We start from the raw sequence: 17116 nt of genomic DNA, 5'->3' as shown, positions 1-17116 counted from the left end.
CCGCCCCCTTGCGCATCATGTTCAGAAACCGGTGCTGATGGTTCCGAAGAACATGCGCGGCGCACCCATCAGCAGGGTCTGGTAATCGCCCGACATCGGGCTGCCGCCCTGCCCGCCCATCATGGAAACATAGGTTGTATTGAACAGGTTGTTGATATTGAAGGACGCGGTCAACCCCTTGAGATGCCACAGGTCGCCAAAGTCATATTTGGCGCCAAGCGTGGCCAGCCAATATCCCGGTACCGAGGTATCGTTCAGGTAGCTGAGCGGCCGACGACCGACATAATTGACATCCAGGTGCACGCTGGCATGACGGTATTCGTATGTCGCACTCGTCTTGTACATAAGCTGCGGATAATCGATGACCTTCTTGCCCTTGATGGGATAGATGGTCCCGACCTGGTTGAGATTGTTGTCATATGTCGAATGGTTGTAGCTGATCGAGTTGAAAATGCTCAGCCCCTTGATCGGCCGCACCGTCACACCGGCATCCACCCCGTTCATCGTCACACCACCCACGTTCATGACCGTTGTCACCGGATCGATCGAAGACCCCGTGACACTGGCTTGCAGACGGTTTGAGAAGTCGACGTGGTAACCGATCACGGACGCCGAAACGATCGGATGATTGAAGCGCCAGCCGACCGAATACACCCAGTCCTTTTCAGGTTTGATGCTGCTGCGGGCATTGTCGAACGCCTCCTGCGAGACCGCGAAGGGGGAGGCTGCCAGATGGTAGCCGCTTTCGGGGTAGCTGCGCATGTTCTTGGAAACGTCGAAGAACAGGCTGTTATAGGTCAGGAAATGCCATTCGGCGCTGAAATGCGGCAAAAAGGCATCTTCCGCCGTCAGGCCCACACCCCCGGCAAGCTGGTCCGTGCCCGTATAGGAGGGGGTGTTCCCCGTGGCGGAAACGCGCGTGGTGCTGAGCATGGATTTGAAACCGGCATGCAGGATCAGGGAATCCACCGGCCGCCAGGAATCCTCGATAAACCCGACGAACGTGTTGGTGTTGTAGGTCTGGCCCCACAGTTCCGCGAACGGGTTTTTCCAGCTCCGATAGGGGTTGGGCTGCACGCCCGGCGCCCATACCGGATCGTCGTAGCCGTACATATTGCTGATATATTTGTTGTTTTCATACCATACGCCCGCACGCATATGATGTTTGTCGATATCGTATTCCACGTTGCTGGTCAGGCCGAAACGCTCGATCTGCGGCATCTTAACGATTTCGGACAGGGGCGCACCCGTACCGGGTGACGCCAGATAAGGGTCGGACCATTCGGTGGCGGATTTTTCGCCGTGGCCGTAAATGACCGTGTTCCACCGCAAATTATCCGTCATCTGCAAATGCAGGTTCAGCCCGCCCAGGTAATCCGTCTCGGCAGTCGTGCCGGTATACCACGAAACGTCCTTGGCATCGCTGACAAGGTTTTCATGATGGGAATAAACCCCCTGCGCGGCCAGATAGGCCGAATGATAGTCCGGGTAATAATAATCCACCCGCGAGCCGAGCTTGTTGATCATCTCCAGCGATTCAGCCTGATAGGCGTATTGCGCAAGATTGGACCAGTCGAAAAAGACGGAAACACTGCTGTTTTCACCGATCGGTTGCAGGAACTTGGCGTTGACCTGCTGCACGAACTGGTCGCCATAGCCTTTCCACTTGTCACCGTCATTGCGCATGTAGGACACGAAAAACCGCGTGCCCGAGGGCGTCAGGTCGCCACTGTCCGCGCGGATGAAGGTGTGGAACATATTATAGCTGCCAAAGGTCTGGGAGATATATCCCCCCGCCTTGTGGGACGGATCGCGCGTGCGGATTTCGATACCGCCACCCAGGCTGTTGGTGCTGGGCATGGAAAGCGCGCCCGCCGCCTGCGACACTTCGATCTGCGAGATATTTTCCGACGACGCGGCCTGGTAGACGTTCAGACCGTTATAGTTGCGGTACCCCGTCTCACCCAGGGGAACACCGTCGAGCGTAAAGCCGATCTGGGTCTGGTCGAACCCGTGCATCATCAACTGGGTGCCCGAGGGGTCCAGGCCCTGCGCGTCATCGGTTGCGAACATGACACCGGGCACCTGCTCCAGGGCCTTCATGACACTGGTGCCGGGCACCGCGTTGGCAAACGTCTTCATGGTCACGATCGTCTGGGCGGCATGGGTTTCGCGTCGGCCGCGTACCCTCATTTCCTCGGCGGCACCGGCATTGATACTCTGGGGCGCCTTCGCACGCTTTGTCGACTTGGCCGGGGCCCCTGCAACGGGGTGGGCTGTTTCCGCGGTGCTCGCGTCCTTTGTCGCGGTCGCGCCATAGGCGGCCGGCGCGACCCAGGATGCCGTCGAACACAGAATCAAGCCACAAAAAAGCGGTTCATATGTCCGGTATGACCGCGAACCGGACAGTGAACGCCGAAACAGTGAAAAAATCATTCTGCCCTGCCCTTTCCAATAGCTAAGCGAGCCCTTTGCCATTCCATTTCTCTAACGAAACGTAATATTCTTTATCTTGCACAGAATGTCTCTCAGACGCGTCTTTTTTCTTGCCACAAAAAGTTATATTACTATTCCGAAATCGACCGCGTCCGCGACCGAAACGGGCCTTGGGCACCAGACCACCGGCATGACAGGTTTTTCATACTGTCTTGCACCCCTTTTTCCCGCTCATCCACAAAGCCACACCCTGCCTGCGCCCCGCCATTGGGCATGGCGGGCCGTTTCTCTCACCCACCATGCGGGACTGGCCCCAAGCCCATATCGTTCCGCTTTCATTACAAATAAATCAAGCTCTTGCCCATAGGCTTCGTGCCGCCATTTGCCCGAAGGCCACTGTCATGACGAATACGTGTTCGGGGGGAAGAATGCGGTATGCTCGGACCCGTGATCCGGGACTTCAGGACGACAGAACACGCCACGGCCGCTCGTTCCGCACATTCGGCCAGAAAGAACAAACCGGCATCTCGCTGCGTTTGCTTGCGCAACCCGCAGGTTTTTATGTCTTAACGCTGCTTGAGATTAGCACGGGGCATCGCCCGGCCTGTCCGAACGCTCGGCGCGCGGGTCTTTTGCGGCAGGGTTTGCCCGTGCCCTTAATGGCATCCGGACCGGGGGGCGGGAAATACGTCCAGCCGACTTCGCGCATATCGCCGGTCGAGCGACATGCGCGAACGGGTGGGATCAGTCTTCGTCTTCGTGGGATGCGGCGGTGCCGCTTTTCTGGGGGTGGCGGGCCACGATGATCAGCCCCCCTTCCGTCCGCCCGACCTTCAGCCCCGAACCACGCAGAACATGCCGCGTGGCCTGCAGGGGCCGATAGTTGCCATGAATTTCAGCACTCGTCTTCCCGGTCAGAAGGTCCGGATCGACCGTTACCGTGCAGCCGGTACGCTGGCGGATATTCTCGACCGCGGCACTCAGCGGGCGGCGCGGGGCGTCCCATTCATAATGCTTGCTCTGGCATTCGGGGCTGGCGCAGCCCACCAGCGGCAGTGCCAGAACGGTAGCGACTGCGGAAAGCCGTACGGTCTTCGTGGAAAACGACATGAAAAAATCCTTGTTAAAATTCAACAAACCCCCGACCCAGACCCTGCATTCCAGCACCGGGGGCAGGAATTGTCCAATCACACGCAATGACCCGCGGCACGTGGCAGGAGATTATCGAGGTATCGCCTTTTTTCAAAAAGAGGACATTCCCCTAAGCTTTTTGAAAAAAGCTTCACCAAAAACTTTTATCTACAGACTATTTCGTGAAGAGTTTTTTCTTCAGCCACGTTATTCCGACTATGGCCTTGAATGCGCCAAATGGCACCATGACACGCCAGCCCGCTGCAAAATCGCCCGCAAGCAGGGAAATAATCGCATCGCGCATGCGCAGGATATTGCGCGGGTTCAGAAACAGCATGCGCAGGACAGGTGTGTTGATCCGATAGATCAGCCAGGCAATGCGCCGCATTTCCCGCTGGGTCCGGCGTTCGGCCCGCACCGCGACCCGCGCACCTTCGAGCGGGTCGCGCATCCATGCCCGCGCGACATTGGCGCCACGATACGCACTGCGCATGGCCAGCAGCACGCCCGATGAAAACACCGGGTCCAGGAACGCATAAGCATCACCGATCAGGTAATATCCATCCCCCCAGACCTTTTGCGCGCAGTAGGAATAATTGCTGGTGGTGGACAGCGGGGCGAGCGCCTGCGCGTCACGCATCCGCTGGGCAACACTTGGGCTCTGAGCGACCTTTTTCCAGAACAGGTCGATCACGGGGCCCTTGTGTTCGCGGTAAGCCACCTTGTCGCCCACAAAGCCGACACTCATCACGCCGTCAGGCAGGGGGATCATCCAGAACCAGCCATCCTTGACCAGATGAATGGAGATATACCCCCCCATATCGCCAGCACGGCGCGGGACATTTCGGAAATGCCCGAATATCGCGGCGGTCGAATTCTTCTTGTTCGCCTGTCTCCGCCCCGTCTGGGCACTCAGCAACCCGTCGCGCCCCGACGCATCCAGCACGAAGCGGGGGGCATAGGCCTGCTCGACACCCGCGCCATCGCACGTGAGCACGCGCGCACGCTGCCCCGGCTGGAACTGCACGGACAAGACCCGCGTATTCTCACAGGTTTTTGCACCATGCTGGCCCGCATTGCGGAAGAGAAGCGCGTCGAAATCGGCCCGCACCACCTGATAGGCGTGGTCCGTTTTCGCACCGATGGCATACCGGAAGGGAAAGGGAACGCAGCGCTCATCCGTATCGGAAACAAATTCCGCGCCCGGCTTGTAAACCCCCATGGCCGCGACCTGCTCCAGCACGCCCAGGTCGCGCAGGATCGGCAGGTTGCACGGCAGCAGGGATTCCCCGATGTGAAAGCGCGGGTGCACGTCCTTTTCCACAATGACAACATCGTAGCCGTCGCGCGCCAGAAGGGTTGCCGCCGTGCTGCCCGCCGGACCGCCCCCGATAACCAGAACGTCGCATGCGTGAACAGCCATGTCGTGAACCACCTTGTCGCGAACAGTCATACCATGCCCCCATTGATCCCGATCGTCTGGCCCGTGATGTAGCCGGCCTGTTCCGATGCCAAAAACCCGACAAGCTCCGCCACTTCGCAAGGCGTGCCAGCACGGCGCGCCGGCACCAGGGCTGCGATCTGTGCCGCGTCCATGACCCTGGCGGTGGCGGGGGAATCAATCACCCCGGGGGCGACCGCATTGACGGTAATGCCCCGGCTTGCCACTTCGCGTGCAAGCGAGCGCACGGCCCCTTCCAGCCCTGCCTTGGCCGCCGCGTAATTGACCTGCCCGCGATTGCCCATGCGCGCCGTGACGGAAGACAGCGCGATAATCCGGCCCCAGCGGGTCCGGGTCATGGGCAAAAGCAGGGGCTGCACCACGGCAAAAAACCCGTCGAGCGAAACACCGATCACGTCACGCCATTGCGCGGCGTTCATGCCCGCCATTGTCACATCGTCATGCGTTCCGGCGTTGTGCACGACCACCTGCGGCACACCCCCTTCGATCAGCGGGGCGAGCGCCGCCTGTGTCGCGGCGATATCGGACAGGTCGCACTGCCAGGCTGTGGCACTATGGCCCTGCCCGCCCAATTCGGCCGCCAATGCGCGCGCCGTCTCCACCGAGGCATGGGCGTGGATGATGACATGCAGGCCAGAAGCCGCCAGCCTGCGGCAGATTGCCGCCCCGATGGGGCTGGTACCACCCGTGACCAGCGCGCGCTTCATGCCGGTCTTTCCGTGCTGTCCATGCCGGGAAACAGCACGGTGCCTGCGCCACTGGCAAGCCGCATCCCGGCCGCGCAGGCCACCTGGAATGTATAGACAAGTCCGTCCGCCGTTGCATGTTCGCGCGCGACATCGACCACAAGCGCGCCGTATTGCGGATGATCCAGCCTGTCGCAAAGAATTTCCAGACCGCGCAGCGCCGCAAGATAACCCGGCCGCCCTGTCGCCCGGCCGGTCAGCGCGCCATGCAGGGCCGCCGCCTGCATGGCGATTTCAGCCGCAACGACCGGCCCCAGCCTGCCATCGCGCCGCAGGGGATTACGCGGGTCGCACGGGTCCTGCACGACTGCGCGCAGCGCGTGATCGGACCATGTCTCGCAATGGTCGAGAAGACAGCTTGCCCCCTGATGCGGAACAAGGTTCAGGATTGCGGCGCGGTCAAGCATGGGCTCACTTCAATTTTCAACTGGCCGTTAAAGCACGCCACACGTATGCACCCCTCGTCCCGCCGCGCAAGGGCGCTAAGCAGGTTCAGGCCACAGGCGGCAGGGTTGCCCCGGGCCAGTTGGCGGAAGGCCGCACTGTCCGGCGCGTCCCCCTCACTCGTCGTGGCGTCGTAGGTCATGCTCAGGGTGGCCAGCCCCGGTGCTTCGGGATCGGGGTCGAGCACGAAGGCGCAGGCAAAGGCTTCCTGCGTGACGCGCACCATGCCGATCGGGCCGGGTATGGGCAGGTCATAGGCTACGAACAGCACGGGGTGTGCTTCCGCCACCGCTTCCGCCGCGGCCTTGAGCAGCCCCTGCCCGAACGACCAGTCAAACCCGCTGACAGCCGTTGCGGGGGCGATGGAGCCATGGCTGATGGTCCAGTACCCCGCCGGGGCGTTATGCACCGAATTATGGAACTGGGTGGGCGAAACATCCGCCCCGGGCGTGCACAGGGCGTTCAGGATCGCATCTATGACACCGCCATCTCCATTGGCGCTTGAAAACAGGGCCGCTATTTCGGACGGCTCCACCCGTGCCAGGGCACAGGCCTCCTGCGCCACGGCAAGGGCCAGGCGCGTGACGGGGCCCGCCCGCCGCCGTTCATTAGGGGGCAGGGCGGTAGCGGAGGGGGCAGCGACAACGGTGCCATCCCACAGGGACGGATCGCGCAGGACCGCCACCGATCGCGCCCAGCCGGGCAGGCCCGGCCCCCAGACGGAGGCCGATCTTACGACAACGCGCATTACGCCACCCCGAAGACAAGGCTGCAATTCGTGCCGCCAAAACCGAATGCGTTGCTCAGCACATGGCGCAGCGGCGCGGCTGCATTGGTCGTGACAACACGTGCGCGAAAGCCCGGATCGACCTGCCCGACATTCAGGCAGCCTGGCAAAAACCCGTGCTGGAGACACAGGATGGAAATGATAGCCTCCACCGTGCCGGAAGCCCCGAGCGTATGGCCTGTCCAGCCCTTGGTGGACGAACAGGGCACGCCATCCCCGAAGACGGAGTACACGGCCATGTCTTCCATGGCGTCGTTCGCCTGGCTGCCGGTGCCGTGCAGGTTGATATAATCGATATCGGCCGCGCTCAGCCGTGCGCGGGCCAAAGCGTGGCGCATGGCGGCAATGGCCCCCCGCCCGGCAGGATCGGGCGACGACATATGATGCCCGTCACTACTGGCCCCGAAGCCCAGGAACCGGGCCAGCCCGGTCCCGACCCGCGCATGGGGGCGTTCCAGCAGCACGAACCCTGCCCCCTCCCCCACGGAAATACCGTCGCGCGCCACATCGCAGGGGCGGGTGGGGCCTGCGGCGATCAGCCCCAGGGCCGCAAACCCGCGCAGGGTCATGCCGCACAGGCTGTCCACCCCCCCGACCACGACCGCATCGCACAGGCCCGCCTCGATCATGTGCCAGGCATCGACGAACGCGCGTGAGGATGACGCACAGGCGTTGGATACGCTCAGAACCGGCCCGCCCAGACCCAGTGCCCCGGCCACAAGGCGTGGCAGGGAAAACAGGTCCTGCGTGTGTTCCTGGTCGAAATCGGCGGGGAGTGTGCCGTGCGCGACATCCCGGCGGGCATAGGCGTTTTCGGTCGTGAGAATGCCCGAAGTCGATGTGCCCATGACCACGGCCATGCGGGTCGGCCCATAAAACGCCCGGGCCTGGGCCACATGGTCCGCAAAGCCGTCGAGACGCAGGGCCATATCCGCCAGACGATTGTTGCGGCAGTCGAAAATACGCAAGGATGCGGGCAGGACATGGGTTTCGACCCCGGCCACGCGCCCCGCATAGCCGCTGCTGACCCCCGCGAAATCGCACGGTTGCAGCCCTGAACGGCGTGCGAGCAGGGCCTGCCGGGTTGCGTCAAGCCCGGGCCCGATGGCGCTCAGCGCCGTTCCTGCGGTTACGACAAGCGGGGTCATAGGCTGTGTGTTGCCGAATTGGGCGCAGCCTGTCCAGCCAGCATGAAGCCGAATATCAGGCACAGCAGGGCGCCGCATGAAACGGTCCAGCCGATCTCGCGCAAAAGCGGCGTGTGGCACAGGCACAGCAGAGCGAAGGTCAGCACGGTCATGACATTGCAGGTCAGCAATGTGCGCATCGTGCGGGCGCGTTCCGCATCGTCAAGCTGGGGGCGGGCGAAGAACAGCGCGTAGTCCAGCCCAACCCCCAGCACGAACTGCATCGAAACCAGGTGGATCAGCGAAAGGGGCACGCCCCGCACGGCAAGAATGGCCAGCAGCACCACCATGGCCGCCCCGACGGCCGAAAGCACCCGCCACAGACGCCCCACATCCCGCAGCCCCCATAGCAGGAGCAGAAGGGCCGCAGCCATGCCCGTTGCCGTCCAGCGCAGGGTCAGGCGGGTGTGGTACGCGGTCAGGGCAGAAATTTCCTGGTTCAGGTCAAGCACCATCACACCGGGGACAGGCGCCAGCGCCCCCCTGATGGCCGCATAATCCGCGACCGCTTCGGGCAGGACAATGCCCCACCAGCCATCGTCACGCTGGAAAAGCAGGGGTTCGAGAGCCGGGGCCAGCGCAGTGGTGGCAAGACCTGCGGGTGTCAAAGGCTGCAATGCCCGCGCGGCTGCCACATCGGCGCGAAACCGGTCGAAACTGCCCGGCCGGAAAGGCAGCCCCGCCTGCGCGCTGCTTATGGCCGCAGCCAGCGTCGCATCATCGGGCAAAAGGGCACGACGCTGGTCCTGCATGGCGGCGGAGGGCAGGATATGGGCCGCATCTTCCACCCCCGCCAACGCGCCGTGCGCGGCCAGGCTGGCAAGAACCGGGGCCAGATCTTCCTCCTGCCGCAGAACGGCCTGGGGGCTGTCACCGCGCACGACGATCAGGTGCGAGGAATCGGGCACGCCCAGCCCGCGACGCAATTCCTGATCCAGCGCCCGGGCAGATGGCGGGATGGGGCTGAGTGCGGTCAGGTCGGTTTCCATCACCAAAGGCCGGATCAGGAAGATGGCGCACGCCCCCAGCACGGGCAGAACGCACAGGCCACGCCAGCGCCGCAACCGTTCGGCCCGCGCCAGTGGCGCCGAAGGGCCGCTGATAAAGGGCGCCAGATCGGCCGCAACGATAAGGCGGGGCATGATGAACAGGGTCACGACAGCCGCCGTGACAAGGCCCGCTGCCGCAAAGGTGCCAAGCTGGGCAATGCCGGGCAGGCCGCACAGGATCATGCCGGTCAGGCCCAGCACGGCGGTGGCGACCGCAAGCCGCAGGCTGGGTGCGATGCGCCGCAATGTGGCCTGTGGCCCCTCGCCTGCGTCGCGATGGCCGATCAGCAGCACGGGATAGTCGAGCGACACGCCCAGCATGGTCATCCCGAAGCCAAAGGCGATCCCGTGGACCGAGCCGAAACACACGCGCACCACCACCATGGCCACCGCGAGCGAGAGCAGGAACGGTACCCCGATAGCCGCCAGAACCCACAGGGAGCGAAAACGCCAGTACAGCACGCCAATGACAAGACACAGCGAAAGGATGGATATTTTTTCGATATCGGCCCGCATGTCATGCGCACTCTGCACCGCGAAAATGGCCGGACCGCTAAGCAGCAACCGCGCCCCGCCGGGGCGGGCCGTGGCAAAGGCCGTGCGAATGGCATCCTGCGCGGCCTGCTGGGCGGCCAGGTTCATGCCCGCAGCCTTTGTGCGCAGCAGCATGAGGGCGCGATTGCCGTCCTGGGCGAACCACACGCCATCCTGCACGCGCGCATGCACATCGGGCTGGAGATGGCGCAGCACGTCGAACAGGGCCCCGGTCGGATCGCGCAGTGCCAGTTCCAGAAAAAGCGGTTCCGCCGCGGATTGCAGGCCGTCAAGCGCCCTTGCAAACGCGCCTGCAAGGGCGGTGGACGAGAAATCGCGCGTCGCGGGGTCCGGGGCCAGCAGGTAGCGGTATGTGAACAGCACGTCGCGCAGGGATGCGTTATCCGCCATGGGGAACGACCCGTTCAGGACAACGGAAAAACGCGTATCCTGCGACAGCGCCCCCTGCATGGCTCGGCTGATGCGCCCCAGTTCAGCCGGGGGGGCCCGATCGATCCCGACTGTGATGATGGAGGCTGCAACCCCGCCACGCACTTCGCGGAACAGGAAGCGCGAACCCGCGTCATGCCCTTGCGGCAGAAAGCCCGCCATGTCGACGCGCAGGGGAATGCACGCAAAGACAACCGCCGCCAGCAGCGCCGAGACAAGCAGGGCAAAGGCCAGTCGTTTGGGGTTGCGACGCATCAGGGCGTGATCGTCAGGCTCTGGGTATCGCCATTGGCCTGTACGATACGCAGGCCGAGAATGGCGTTGTTCCTGCCGGTGAATGTCACGGTGCGGACCTGTTTTGCCACGTCGTCATTCGCCGGGGTCATCTCCAGCGTCCAACCCCCACCCAGATCCCCCGATGCATGCAGGTGGTAGGCGCGTTTGAGCCGTTCCACGTCCCCATCCAAGGGGGCCCGCAGCGTATCGACCAGAAGCTGGAGTGCAGGTTCGCGGCTGGCGTCAAGCGTCTGGGGGGCCGCAGTACCGCGCGCGATGGTGACCATGTCGCCGTCGATGACCAGGTCTTCGCGCCGGGGTGTCAGGGTCAGTTTTTCCAGATGCCCGGGCGCGCGATAAGACAGGTTGCCCGCACTTTCCAGCTTCTGGGTCAATGCGCCGATCACACGTTCTTCATGAAAGACATTCTGGCGCTGGTGCACCTGCCCCAGCCCGGTCACGATCGCATCGGCAAGGTCCTGTGCGCGGGCGGGACCGCAGAGGAGCGGAAAGAACAGGACGCTCAGGCACAAAGGCAGCATGACGGGCCGGAGCTTCATGATCTTTCCTTCCAGAAATCGTAAAGATTATACCATGATAAAGGATGCCGGCGGCAAAGGTCGCTCATCCAGTCGGCATAACGCTGCATCCACAGGCGCAGCTCCCCCGCCTGGCCGGCGCGCGGGCCCTTCAGTTCCAGCCGGTCCACCAGGCTTTCGAACCGGATATCGTAATGCCCGTCCGCGCAGCGCAGCCCGCTGAACAGGACAACCGGCGCACCGGTTATGGCCGCGATCCGAAAAGGGCCGGTCGGCAGCGGCGCGTCCCTGCCCAGGACCGATACGGGCAGGCTGCGCCCCATGTCATGTGCACGATCGCCCAGAATGGCGACGATATCCCCCGCCTGCAGGCTTTCGGCCACGCGCAGCATGGTGTCGGGCTGGCCGAGCGTGATCAGGATGCTCTCGTAACCGGGGTCCAGTGCTTCGATCAGCCTTGTGGCGTCCCCCGTATGCTGCCGGTACATGAGAATTTTCAGCGACAGTTGGCGGGGCGATGCCCTGACGACCGAACGCAGCGCATCGAACGAGCCGATATGCGCCCCCAGCAGGATACAGCCCCGCCCCTGGTCCAGCGCGGCAACGACCGCATCGGTCCCCCTGATCGACATGGGCGGGGAGGCCACCTTGTCATCGAGGATGAACAGCCGGTCGAGCGTCATCAGCGCATAGGAATGGATATGCCGCCAGATCAGGCGCCATGACGGCTCCCGCCCCAGAACGCGCCGCAGATAGGTGCGCGACCCCCGCCGGGTTGTGCCGTCGCTCAGCAGGTAATAGAGCGAGATGGGCCAGATCAGCCGCGAAAGCCTGCGCCGCCCCAGCAACCCGGCAAGCCGCAGCATGATGGCCATGACGGCATGGTTCCCCCGCTCGGGTGCGAGCCAGGTCTCACCCCGCGCGGTCATGGCTGCGGGCCATGGCCTATGACCGCGCGCAGGACGACCTGCCCCTGTACATACGCGCTCAGCCGGATCCGCGCGGCCTCGTGCTTTGCAAAGAACGTCACCGTTTCATCGGGGGAGACGGGGCGGAGGAATTTCACCTGCTCGATACGCGTGGGGCAGAGCCCCGCCAGGGCCAGGCCTTCTTCAAGCAGCACGACGCCCGGCACCACGGGCCGGCCGGGAAAATGCCCGGCAAGACAGGGATGGCTGGCCGGAATGACCGCCGTGCCGATTTCCTTCCCCTGCGCAAGGCGGGCGGCGAACTGGCGAAGGGCCTGAACGGTCAGCTTGCCCACGCCGTTGCGCGGCAGCGCGTCCACAAAAACGACGCCGCGGGGCAGAAAGGCCGGGTCGATCCGACCACGCAGCCCCGCGATCACCGCCTCCGCGCTCAGGGCAGGGGCGACGACAAAAACCCGCATCCTGGCGAAGGCACTTTCCGCATCGCCCTCGGGCGGCAGGAACGCGCCGTCCTCCACCCCGGGCAGGGCTGTCAGCGCCGTGTTCAGCGCGGAAAGCGACGCCCGTTTTGCGGCCAGCTTCACCATGTCGTTGCGTCGCCCGATCAGCCTGAAATGCCGTGGCCCGTCCTTTTCCACCAGGTCGGAAAGCGGATAGGCCGGGGCACCCGGGGCAGCGATGGTGGCGTCGTCCCCGTCCTGCGCCAGTTCGACCGTGTCGTACAGTTCCCAGCCGGGGCCCGCCGTGGTGCGGCGCATGGCGACGGAGCCGATCTCGGTCGCGCCATAAATTTCCATGACCGGTGCGCCAAGCCTGTCTTCGGCCTGCCGGGCCAGGGTCTCACCCAAGGGGGCGGCCGCGGAAATGATCCGCGCAATGGCGGGGCAGGACAGTTCGGCACCCAGCAGCAGGCGAAGCTGCAACGGCGTGGTGACCAGCACGCGGGGTGCGGGCGAGAATTCCAGCATTTTCCGCCAGTCCGACGGGTAGAAGGCAGGCCCGCTCGCTACAGCACACCGCGTGTGAATGGCCTGGAGCACCAGGGTCTCGAAACCGTACATGTGGTAGGGCGGCACCGTGCCGACCAGGGTGGAGGCCTGTTCCACCGGGTCGAGCAGCACGCGCGCCACGATGCTGCGCACCACCAGTGCGCCCCACCGCTTGGTATGCGCAACCGGCTGCCCCGTACTGCCCGAGGTGAACACGATGGCGACAAGCCGCTCGCCATCGATGGCGGGGTTCTTTGGGCAGCCTACCCCCGAACCGTCGGGCGGGGGCAGGACCAGCATATGGGCCGGGTGCTCCCCATCGGGCAGATCATCCGCAAAACCCACGCAGACAGCCCCATGTTCGGCAGCCAGCGCAGCCAGCCTTGTCGCTGTCCGGTCACTGGACAGCAGCACGTGGCGCCCCCGCAGAAGGGTTGCGAGAAGGAGGACTATAAAATGCCCGACATCGAGGCATACGGGCACGACTGGCGCATCGGGCAGCAGATCGGCCACGCGATAGGCGGCCCTGAGCAGGTCGTGGCCGGTCATCTCCCCGCCATGCCGACGCACCACGACACGATCGGGCGCGTGGATCAGGGAAAAATCGGGAGTGTCGGGAAAATGCACAAATCCGCCTTCCAGCTTACCCCGCCGGACGCATGACCGTGACATGGGTGGCCAATGCGCGCAGGGACGCGAAAATGTCGCGGCTGTTCGGGTCATCGGAACTCAGCGTCACCCCGTAGGCCCGGCTGATCATCAACGCGACTTCAAGCGCATCGATTGAATCCAGGCCCAGCCCTTCCACAAATAAGGGAGCGAGGGGATCGATCTCTTCCGGTGCAATCTCAAGTTGCAGGACATCCACCAGCCGTTCGGCAATTTCACGTTCAAATGGCGTTTGCGATGGATCGCTCAAATGCGTATTCATGATTCTCATGCCAGACAGGAAGTGATGGCCGTCCTATCACACGGATAGATTGAAGAAAAGGAAATCGAAAAGCCGGTCATGGACAGATCCTTCAATCCCGGACCCATGGCGACATTCCTGCTCGCGACCAGCTTTTTCCTGCCCTCTGGGGCCGCGTTTTTCGGGGTCGATGCCCGCGCTGCCGCCCTTTGCGTCCTGGCCTGCCAGGGTGTGGGCATCGCCCTCCTCGCGCGGCGCCCCCTGCCCTGCCTGGCCGTGATGGCGGCCCTGTTCTACCCCGCCTGGCACTGGCCCGCCACAGCCATGACCGTGGACCACGTCATTGCGTATGAATGCGCAGTCATGATCCCTTTCGTGCTGTTTGCCCGTTCGCTGCAAAAGGGGCATGAACCGCTGGCAAGCGCCCTTGCGCGACAGGTTCATGGCACGCTCCGCCCCGACGTGGCCCGCTATACACTGGCCCTGACATGGTTCTGGACCGGCTTTCTCGCTTTGGCGCTGCTTGCACCGCCAATACTCTGGCTTGTCGGGCCGGCGGGTTCATGGCGGTGGCCCGCAAGTGGCGCAGTACTTGTGCTGACCTGCGTGCTGGCGGGCCTGGAATACGGGTTACGGCGGATCGTCATCCGGGATTTCCACCATGCCTCGCCCCTGGCCGCCATAAAGGCGTTCCGCAACCACCCCTCATCCCCCCAGGCGTGCCCCGACCGGCACCGCGCACCTTGATAAGGGTGCCCGGCCTTTCTGCCGCACCGGTGTCGCCCCCGCACCATGGGGCACGCGATGCGTGCAAGGGCTTGCTTATCCTTGAGGTTCAGCCGAAAAAGCCACCTTCATGCCCGCTGCGGAGCCCCTACCCACGATGACAGATGATAATACGATGACCCAGGAGCGCACCACGCCACCCCATCCCGTCCTGTCCTCCTATTACCATGATGCCGCGAGCAGGCAGGGCTTCGTGCGCGGCCTGTTTGACAGGACGGCTTCCCATTACGACCGGATCAACGCGATTTTTTCGCTCGGCAGCGGGCGCTGGTATCGCAGGTGGATGCTCAAGCGCGTGGGCCTGAAGGCGGGGGACCGGCTGCTGGATGTGGCGACCGGCACGGGGCTGGTCGCGCGCGAAGCAAGCCGTATCGCGGGGATGAATGCCGTCATCGGGCTGGATATGAGCCCGGGCATGCTGGCCAAATGCCGCCAGCACCTGCCCATTGCCCTGGTCCAGGCCGATGCCCAGCGCCTGCCTTTTCCCGACGGGCATTTCGATTTTCTCAGCATGGGCTATGCGCTGCGGCATGTCAGCGACCTGCGCGCGACCTTCATGGCGTATTGCCGTGTGCTCAAGCCTGGCGGCCGCGTGCTTATTCTTGAAATCGGGCGCGCACGCCGCCCCTTCGTGCAGGCTCTTCTGCGCTTCTACCTGGGCCGGGTGGTGCCCCTGCTCTCGGGCGTGGCGGCATCGCGCGACAGTCGCCAGCTCATGGAATATTACTGGGATACGATTGCCGAATGCGTCCCGCCCGAGGACATCGTGCGTACCCTCCGCCAGGCGGGGTTCGAGAACGTGCAGCATTACACATCGCTGGGCGTTTTCCACGCTTATGCGGGAACGGCACCCGGTGCCCCACCCCATGGCCAAGCCCGTTGACCTGCCCGCGCACAGGCCTGCGCGGCGTGCGCCATGATCTGACCTGAGACGGAACATGCCCGTAATTTCGGCCGCTCCCGCACTGTCATGAGTTCCTGTCATCCGCTTCTGATGCTTGCCGCCACGATCGGCGGCAATTTCCTTATCGAAGGGGCAGCCTGCCCGCGCGGGAGCAGGACGGTTTATCCGGCCCTGATGCTGGGCGCGGTTCTGAGCACGCTTGTGTTCGGGTTTTTTCTTGCACTCTGCGGCTCCACGGTCTGTGCGTGGCTTTTATCCATGGCACTTGTCGCCTCCGTGGTATGCGGATCGAACATCAAACTATCCGTGCTGGACGAACCGCTTGTGTTCAGCGATCTTTTTGTTCTCAAGAATTTTCTCAATCATCCCAGATTTTATATTTTCGCTGTTCCCGGCCCCGTTCGTGTCGTGGTTGTCCTGGCCACGGTACTGGTGCTGACGGCACTGGGCCTGGCTGTGTGGCGTGCCCCCCTTGCCCGTCATGGATGGGGGGTGGGCATCATGCTTCCCGCCCTTGTGGCCCTGGCCGCACTGCCCGCCGGGCGTCTAGCACCCGGGCCGGATCTGGCCCGCGACATATCGCGCCTGGGGCTGACCGGCTGCCTGTTCGTGTACTGGCGGCGCTGGCGCCAGCAGCCTGTGGCACCACGCCCCCCTGCACCGGCCCTGCCCGCGCAGTTGCCTGAACTGGTCGTTGTCGTGCAGTGTGAATCCTTTGCGGACCCCGCCACTTTGGGCCTGCCGCCCGACATTCCTGTCCCGCCGCTGCCGGGTCTGGCGCGGGCGCGGGCCATGGCATCGCAATACGGGATGTTGGAGGTCAGCGGCTTTGGCGCCTATACCAACCGCACTGAATATGGCGTGCTTTTCGGACGCAACGCGCAGGAGCTGGGTTTCAGGCAGTTCGACCCGTTTCTGACCGCCGATACGGAAAGCAAGGCCGCACTGCCATATCTGTTCCGGCAGGCCGGTTTTGAAACTGTCTATATTCACCCATATGATTTGAGTTTTTATAACCGCAATACCATGATGCGCGAAATCGGTTTCGAACACCTGCAAGGCCGGGACGCCTTCGCTTACACACCGACCGCCACCGCACCCTATGTTCCTGACAGCGACCTTGCACACCGCATTCTGGATACGCTTCACGCGTCTCGCAAACCGCTGTTCCTTTACGCCGTCAGCATCGAAAACCATGGGCCCTGGCATGATGATACGCATCCGGTCCATCACTATCTGCATCATCTGGCCCATACCGATGCCATGATCGACCAGCTTGTCACGGGTCTTGAACGCAGCGGGCGAACGGCGCGGCTTGTCTTTTTCGGGGACCATCGCCCCTCCATTCCGGGCATGACATCAGCGGGTGCGGGCCGCAGCACGCCCTATGCCGTTCTGGATTTCCCCCCCGTACCGATGGAACAGGCACAGAAAAACATCTCCGCACGCCAGATCCATGACATCATAACAAGCCCTTGTGCATCTGAGCGTTCGAGCCTGCGTGCCAAAGCCCGGGCCGCTCGCTGAAAAAACCAGCGGGCCTGGCCACTGCCTCAG

15 protein-coding genes are annotated in these 17116 nt (G+C 63.4%); 3 read left to right on the top strand and 12 right to left on the bottom strand.

The genetic code is table 11. The features are described from left to right. Positions 1-21: 21 nt before the first annotated feature. From J2D77_RS06505 to J2D77_RS06450, 12 genes are all read right to left on the bottom strand, one after another. Complete coding sequence (locus J2D77_RS06505; RefSeq protein WP_207845449.1) at positions 22-2361, bottom strand: TonB-dependent receptor; 2340 nt, start codon at positions 2359-2361, stop codon at positions 22-24. A gap of 819 nt (positions 2362-3180) precedes the next feature. After that, positions 3181-3546 carry an STN domain-containing protein gene (locus J2D77_RS06500; RefSeq protein ID WP_207845448.1) on the bottom strand — a complete coding sequence of 122 codons (366 nt, stop codon included), beginning with the start codon at positions 3544-3546 and terminating at the stop codon, positions 3181-3183. Positions 3547-3742: 196 nt separating this feature from the next. Continuing rightward, on the bottom strand, positions 3743-4990 hold the full coding sequence (locus J2D77_RS06495) for a tryptophan 7-halogenase (RefSeq protein ID WP_207845447.1): 1248 nt from the start codon (positions 4988-4990) through the stop codon (positions 3743-3745). Between the two features lie 26 nt (positions 4991-5016). Further along, positions 5017-5736, bottom strand: coding sequence for a 3-oxoacyl-ACP reductase FabG (fabG, locus tag J2D77_RS06490; protein WP_207845446.1), 720 nt, complete (start codon positions 5734-5736; stop codon positions 5017-5019). Next, entirely contained in the window at positions 5733-6182 is a 450-nt protein-coding gene (locus J2D77_RS06485; protein ID WP_207845445.1) for a hotdog family protein, read from the bottom strand. Before J2D77_RS06485 ends, fabG begins: the two co-directional genes overlap by 4 nt. Beyond that, complete coding sequence (locus tag J2D77_RS06480) at positions 6158-6967, bottom strand: beta-ketoacyl synthase chain length factor (RefSeq protein WP_207845444.1); 810 nt, start codon at positions 6965-6967, stop codon at positions 6158-6160. Before J2D77_RS06480 ends, J2D77_RS06485 begins: the two co-directional genes overlap by 25 nt. Then, positions 6967-8154 carry a beta-ketoacyl-[acyl-carrier-protein] synthase family protein gene (locus J2D77_RS06475; protein ID WP_207845443.1) on the bottom strand — a complete coding sequence of 396 codons (1188 nt, stop codon included), beginning with the start codon at positions 8152-8154 and terminating at the stop codon, positions 6967-6969. The genes J2D77_RS06480 and J2D77_RS06475 overlap by 1 nt, the downstream gene beginning before the upstream one ends. Further along, positions 8151-10481, bottom strand: a complete 2331-nt coding sequence (locus tag J2D77_RS06470; protein ID WP_207845442.1) for an MMPL family transporter — start codon at positions 10479-10481, stop codon at positions 8151-8153. The genes J2D77_RS06475 and J2D77_RS06470 overlap by 4 nt, the downstream gene beginning before the upstream one ends. Next, a complete protein-coding gene (locus tag J2D77_RS06465; RefSeq protein WP_207845441.1) occupies positions 10481-11062 on the bottom strand; it encodes a LolA-related protein in 582 nt (193 codons plus the stop codon). Before J2D77_RS06465 ends, J2D77_RS06470 begins: the two co-directional genes overlap by 1 nt. Further along, positions 11059-11970 carry an LpxL/LpxP family acyltransferase gene (locus J2D77_RS06460; protein WP_207845440.1) on the bottom strand — a complete coding sequence of 304 codons (912 nt, stop codon included), beginning with the start codon at positions 11968-11970 and terminating at the stop codon, positions 11059-11061. The genes J2D77_RS06465 and J2D77_RS06460 overlap by 4 nt, the downstream gene beginning before the upstream one ends. Further along, the gene (locus J2D77_RS06455) at positions 11967-13586 is read right to left on the bottom strand and encodes an AMP-binding protein (protein ID WP_207845439.1); all 1620 of its coding nucleotides are present in this window, start codon (positions 13584-13586) and stop codon (positions 11967-11969) included. Before J2D77_RS06455 ends, J2D77_RS06460 begins: the two co-directional genes overlap by 4 nt. A 16-nt stretch (positions 13587-13602) precedes the next feature. Beyond that, a complete protein-coding gene (locus tag J2D77_RS06450; RefSeq protein WP_207845438.1) occupies positions 13603-13890 on the bottom strand; it encodes a phosphopantetheine-binding protein in 288 nt (95 codons plus the stop codon). A 78-nt stretch (positions 13891-13968) separates the two neighbouring features. Between J2D77_RS06450 and J2D77_RS06445 the strand changes: the two genes are divergently transcribed. The 3 genes from J2D77_RS06445 (at position 13969) to J2D77_RS06435 (ending at position 17086) form a co-directional block, all read left to right on the top strand. After that, entirely contained in the window at positions 13969-14616 is a 648-nt protein-coding gene (locus tag J2D77_RS06445) for a COG4648 family protein (RefSeq protein ID WP_207845437.1), read from the top strand. A 136-nt stretch (positions 14617-14752) separates the two neighbouring features. Continuing rightward, on the top strand, positions 14753-15538 hold the full coding sequence (locus J2D77_RS06440) for a class I SAM-dependent methyltransferase (RefSeq protein ID WP_230975554.1): 786 nt from the start codon (positions 14753-14755) through the stop codon (positions 15536-15538). A gap of 87 nt (positions 15539-15625) precedes the next feature. Continuing rightward, positions 15626-17086: an LTA synthase family protein gene (locus tag J2D77_RS06435; RefSeq protein ID WP_207845436.1), complete on the top strand. Its 1461-nt coding sequence runs from the start codon at positions 15626-15628 to the stop codon at positions 17084-17086. The last annotated feature ends 30 nt before the right edge of the window (positions 17087-17116 follow it).

The sequence above is a fragment of the Acetobacter garciniae genome (assembly GCF_017377735.1).
GTDB lineage: Bacteria > Pseudomonadota > Alphaproteobacteria > Acetobacterales > Acetobacteraceae > Acetobacter > Acetobacter garciniae.
Note: the sequence above shows the minus strand (reverse complement) of the source record. Positions and strands in the feature narration are given on the sequence as shown.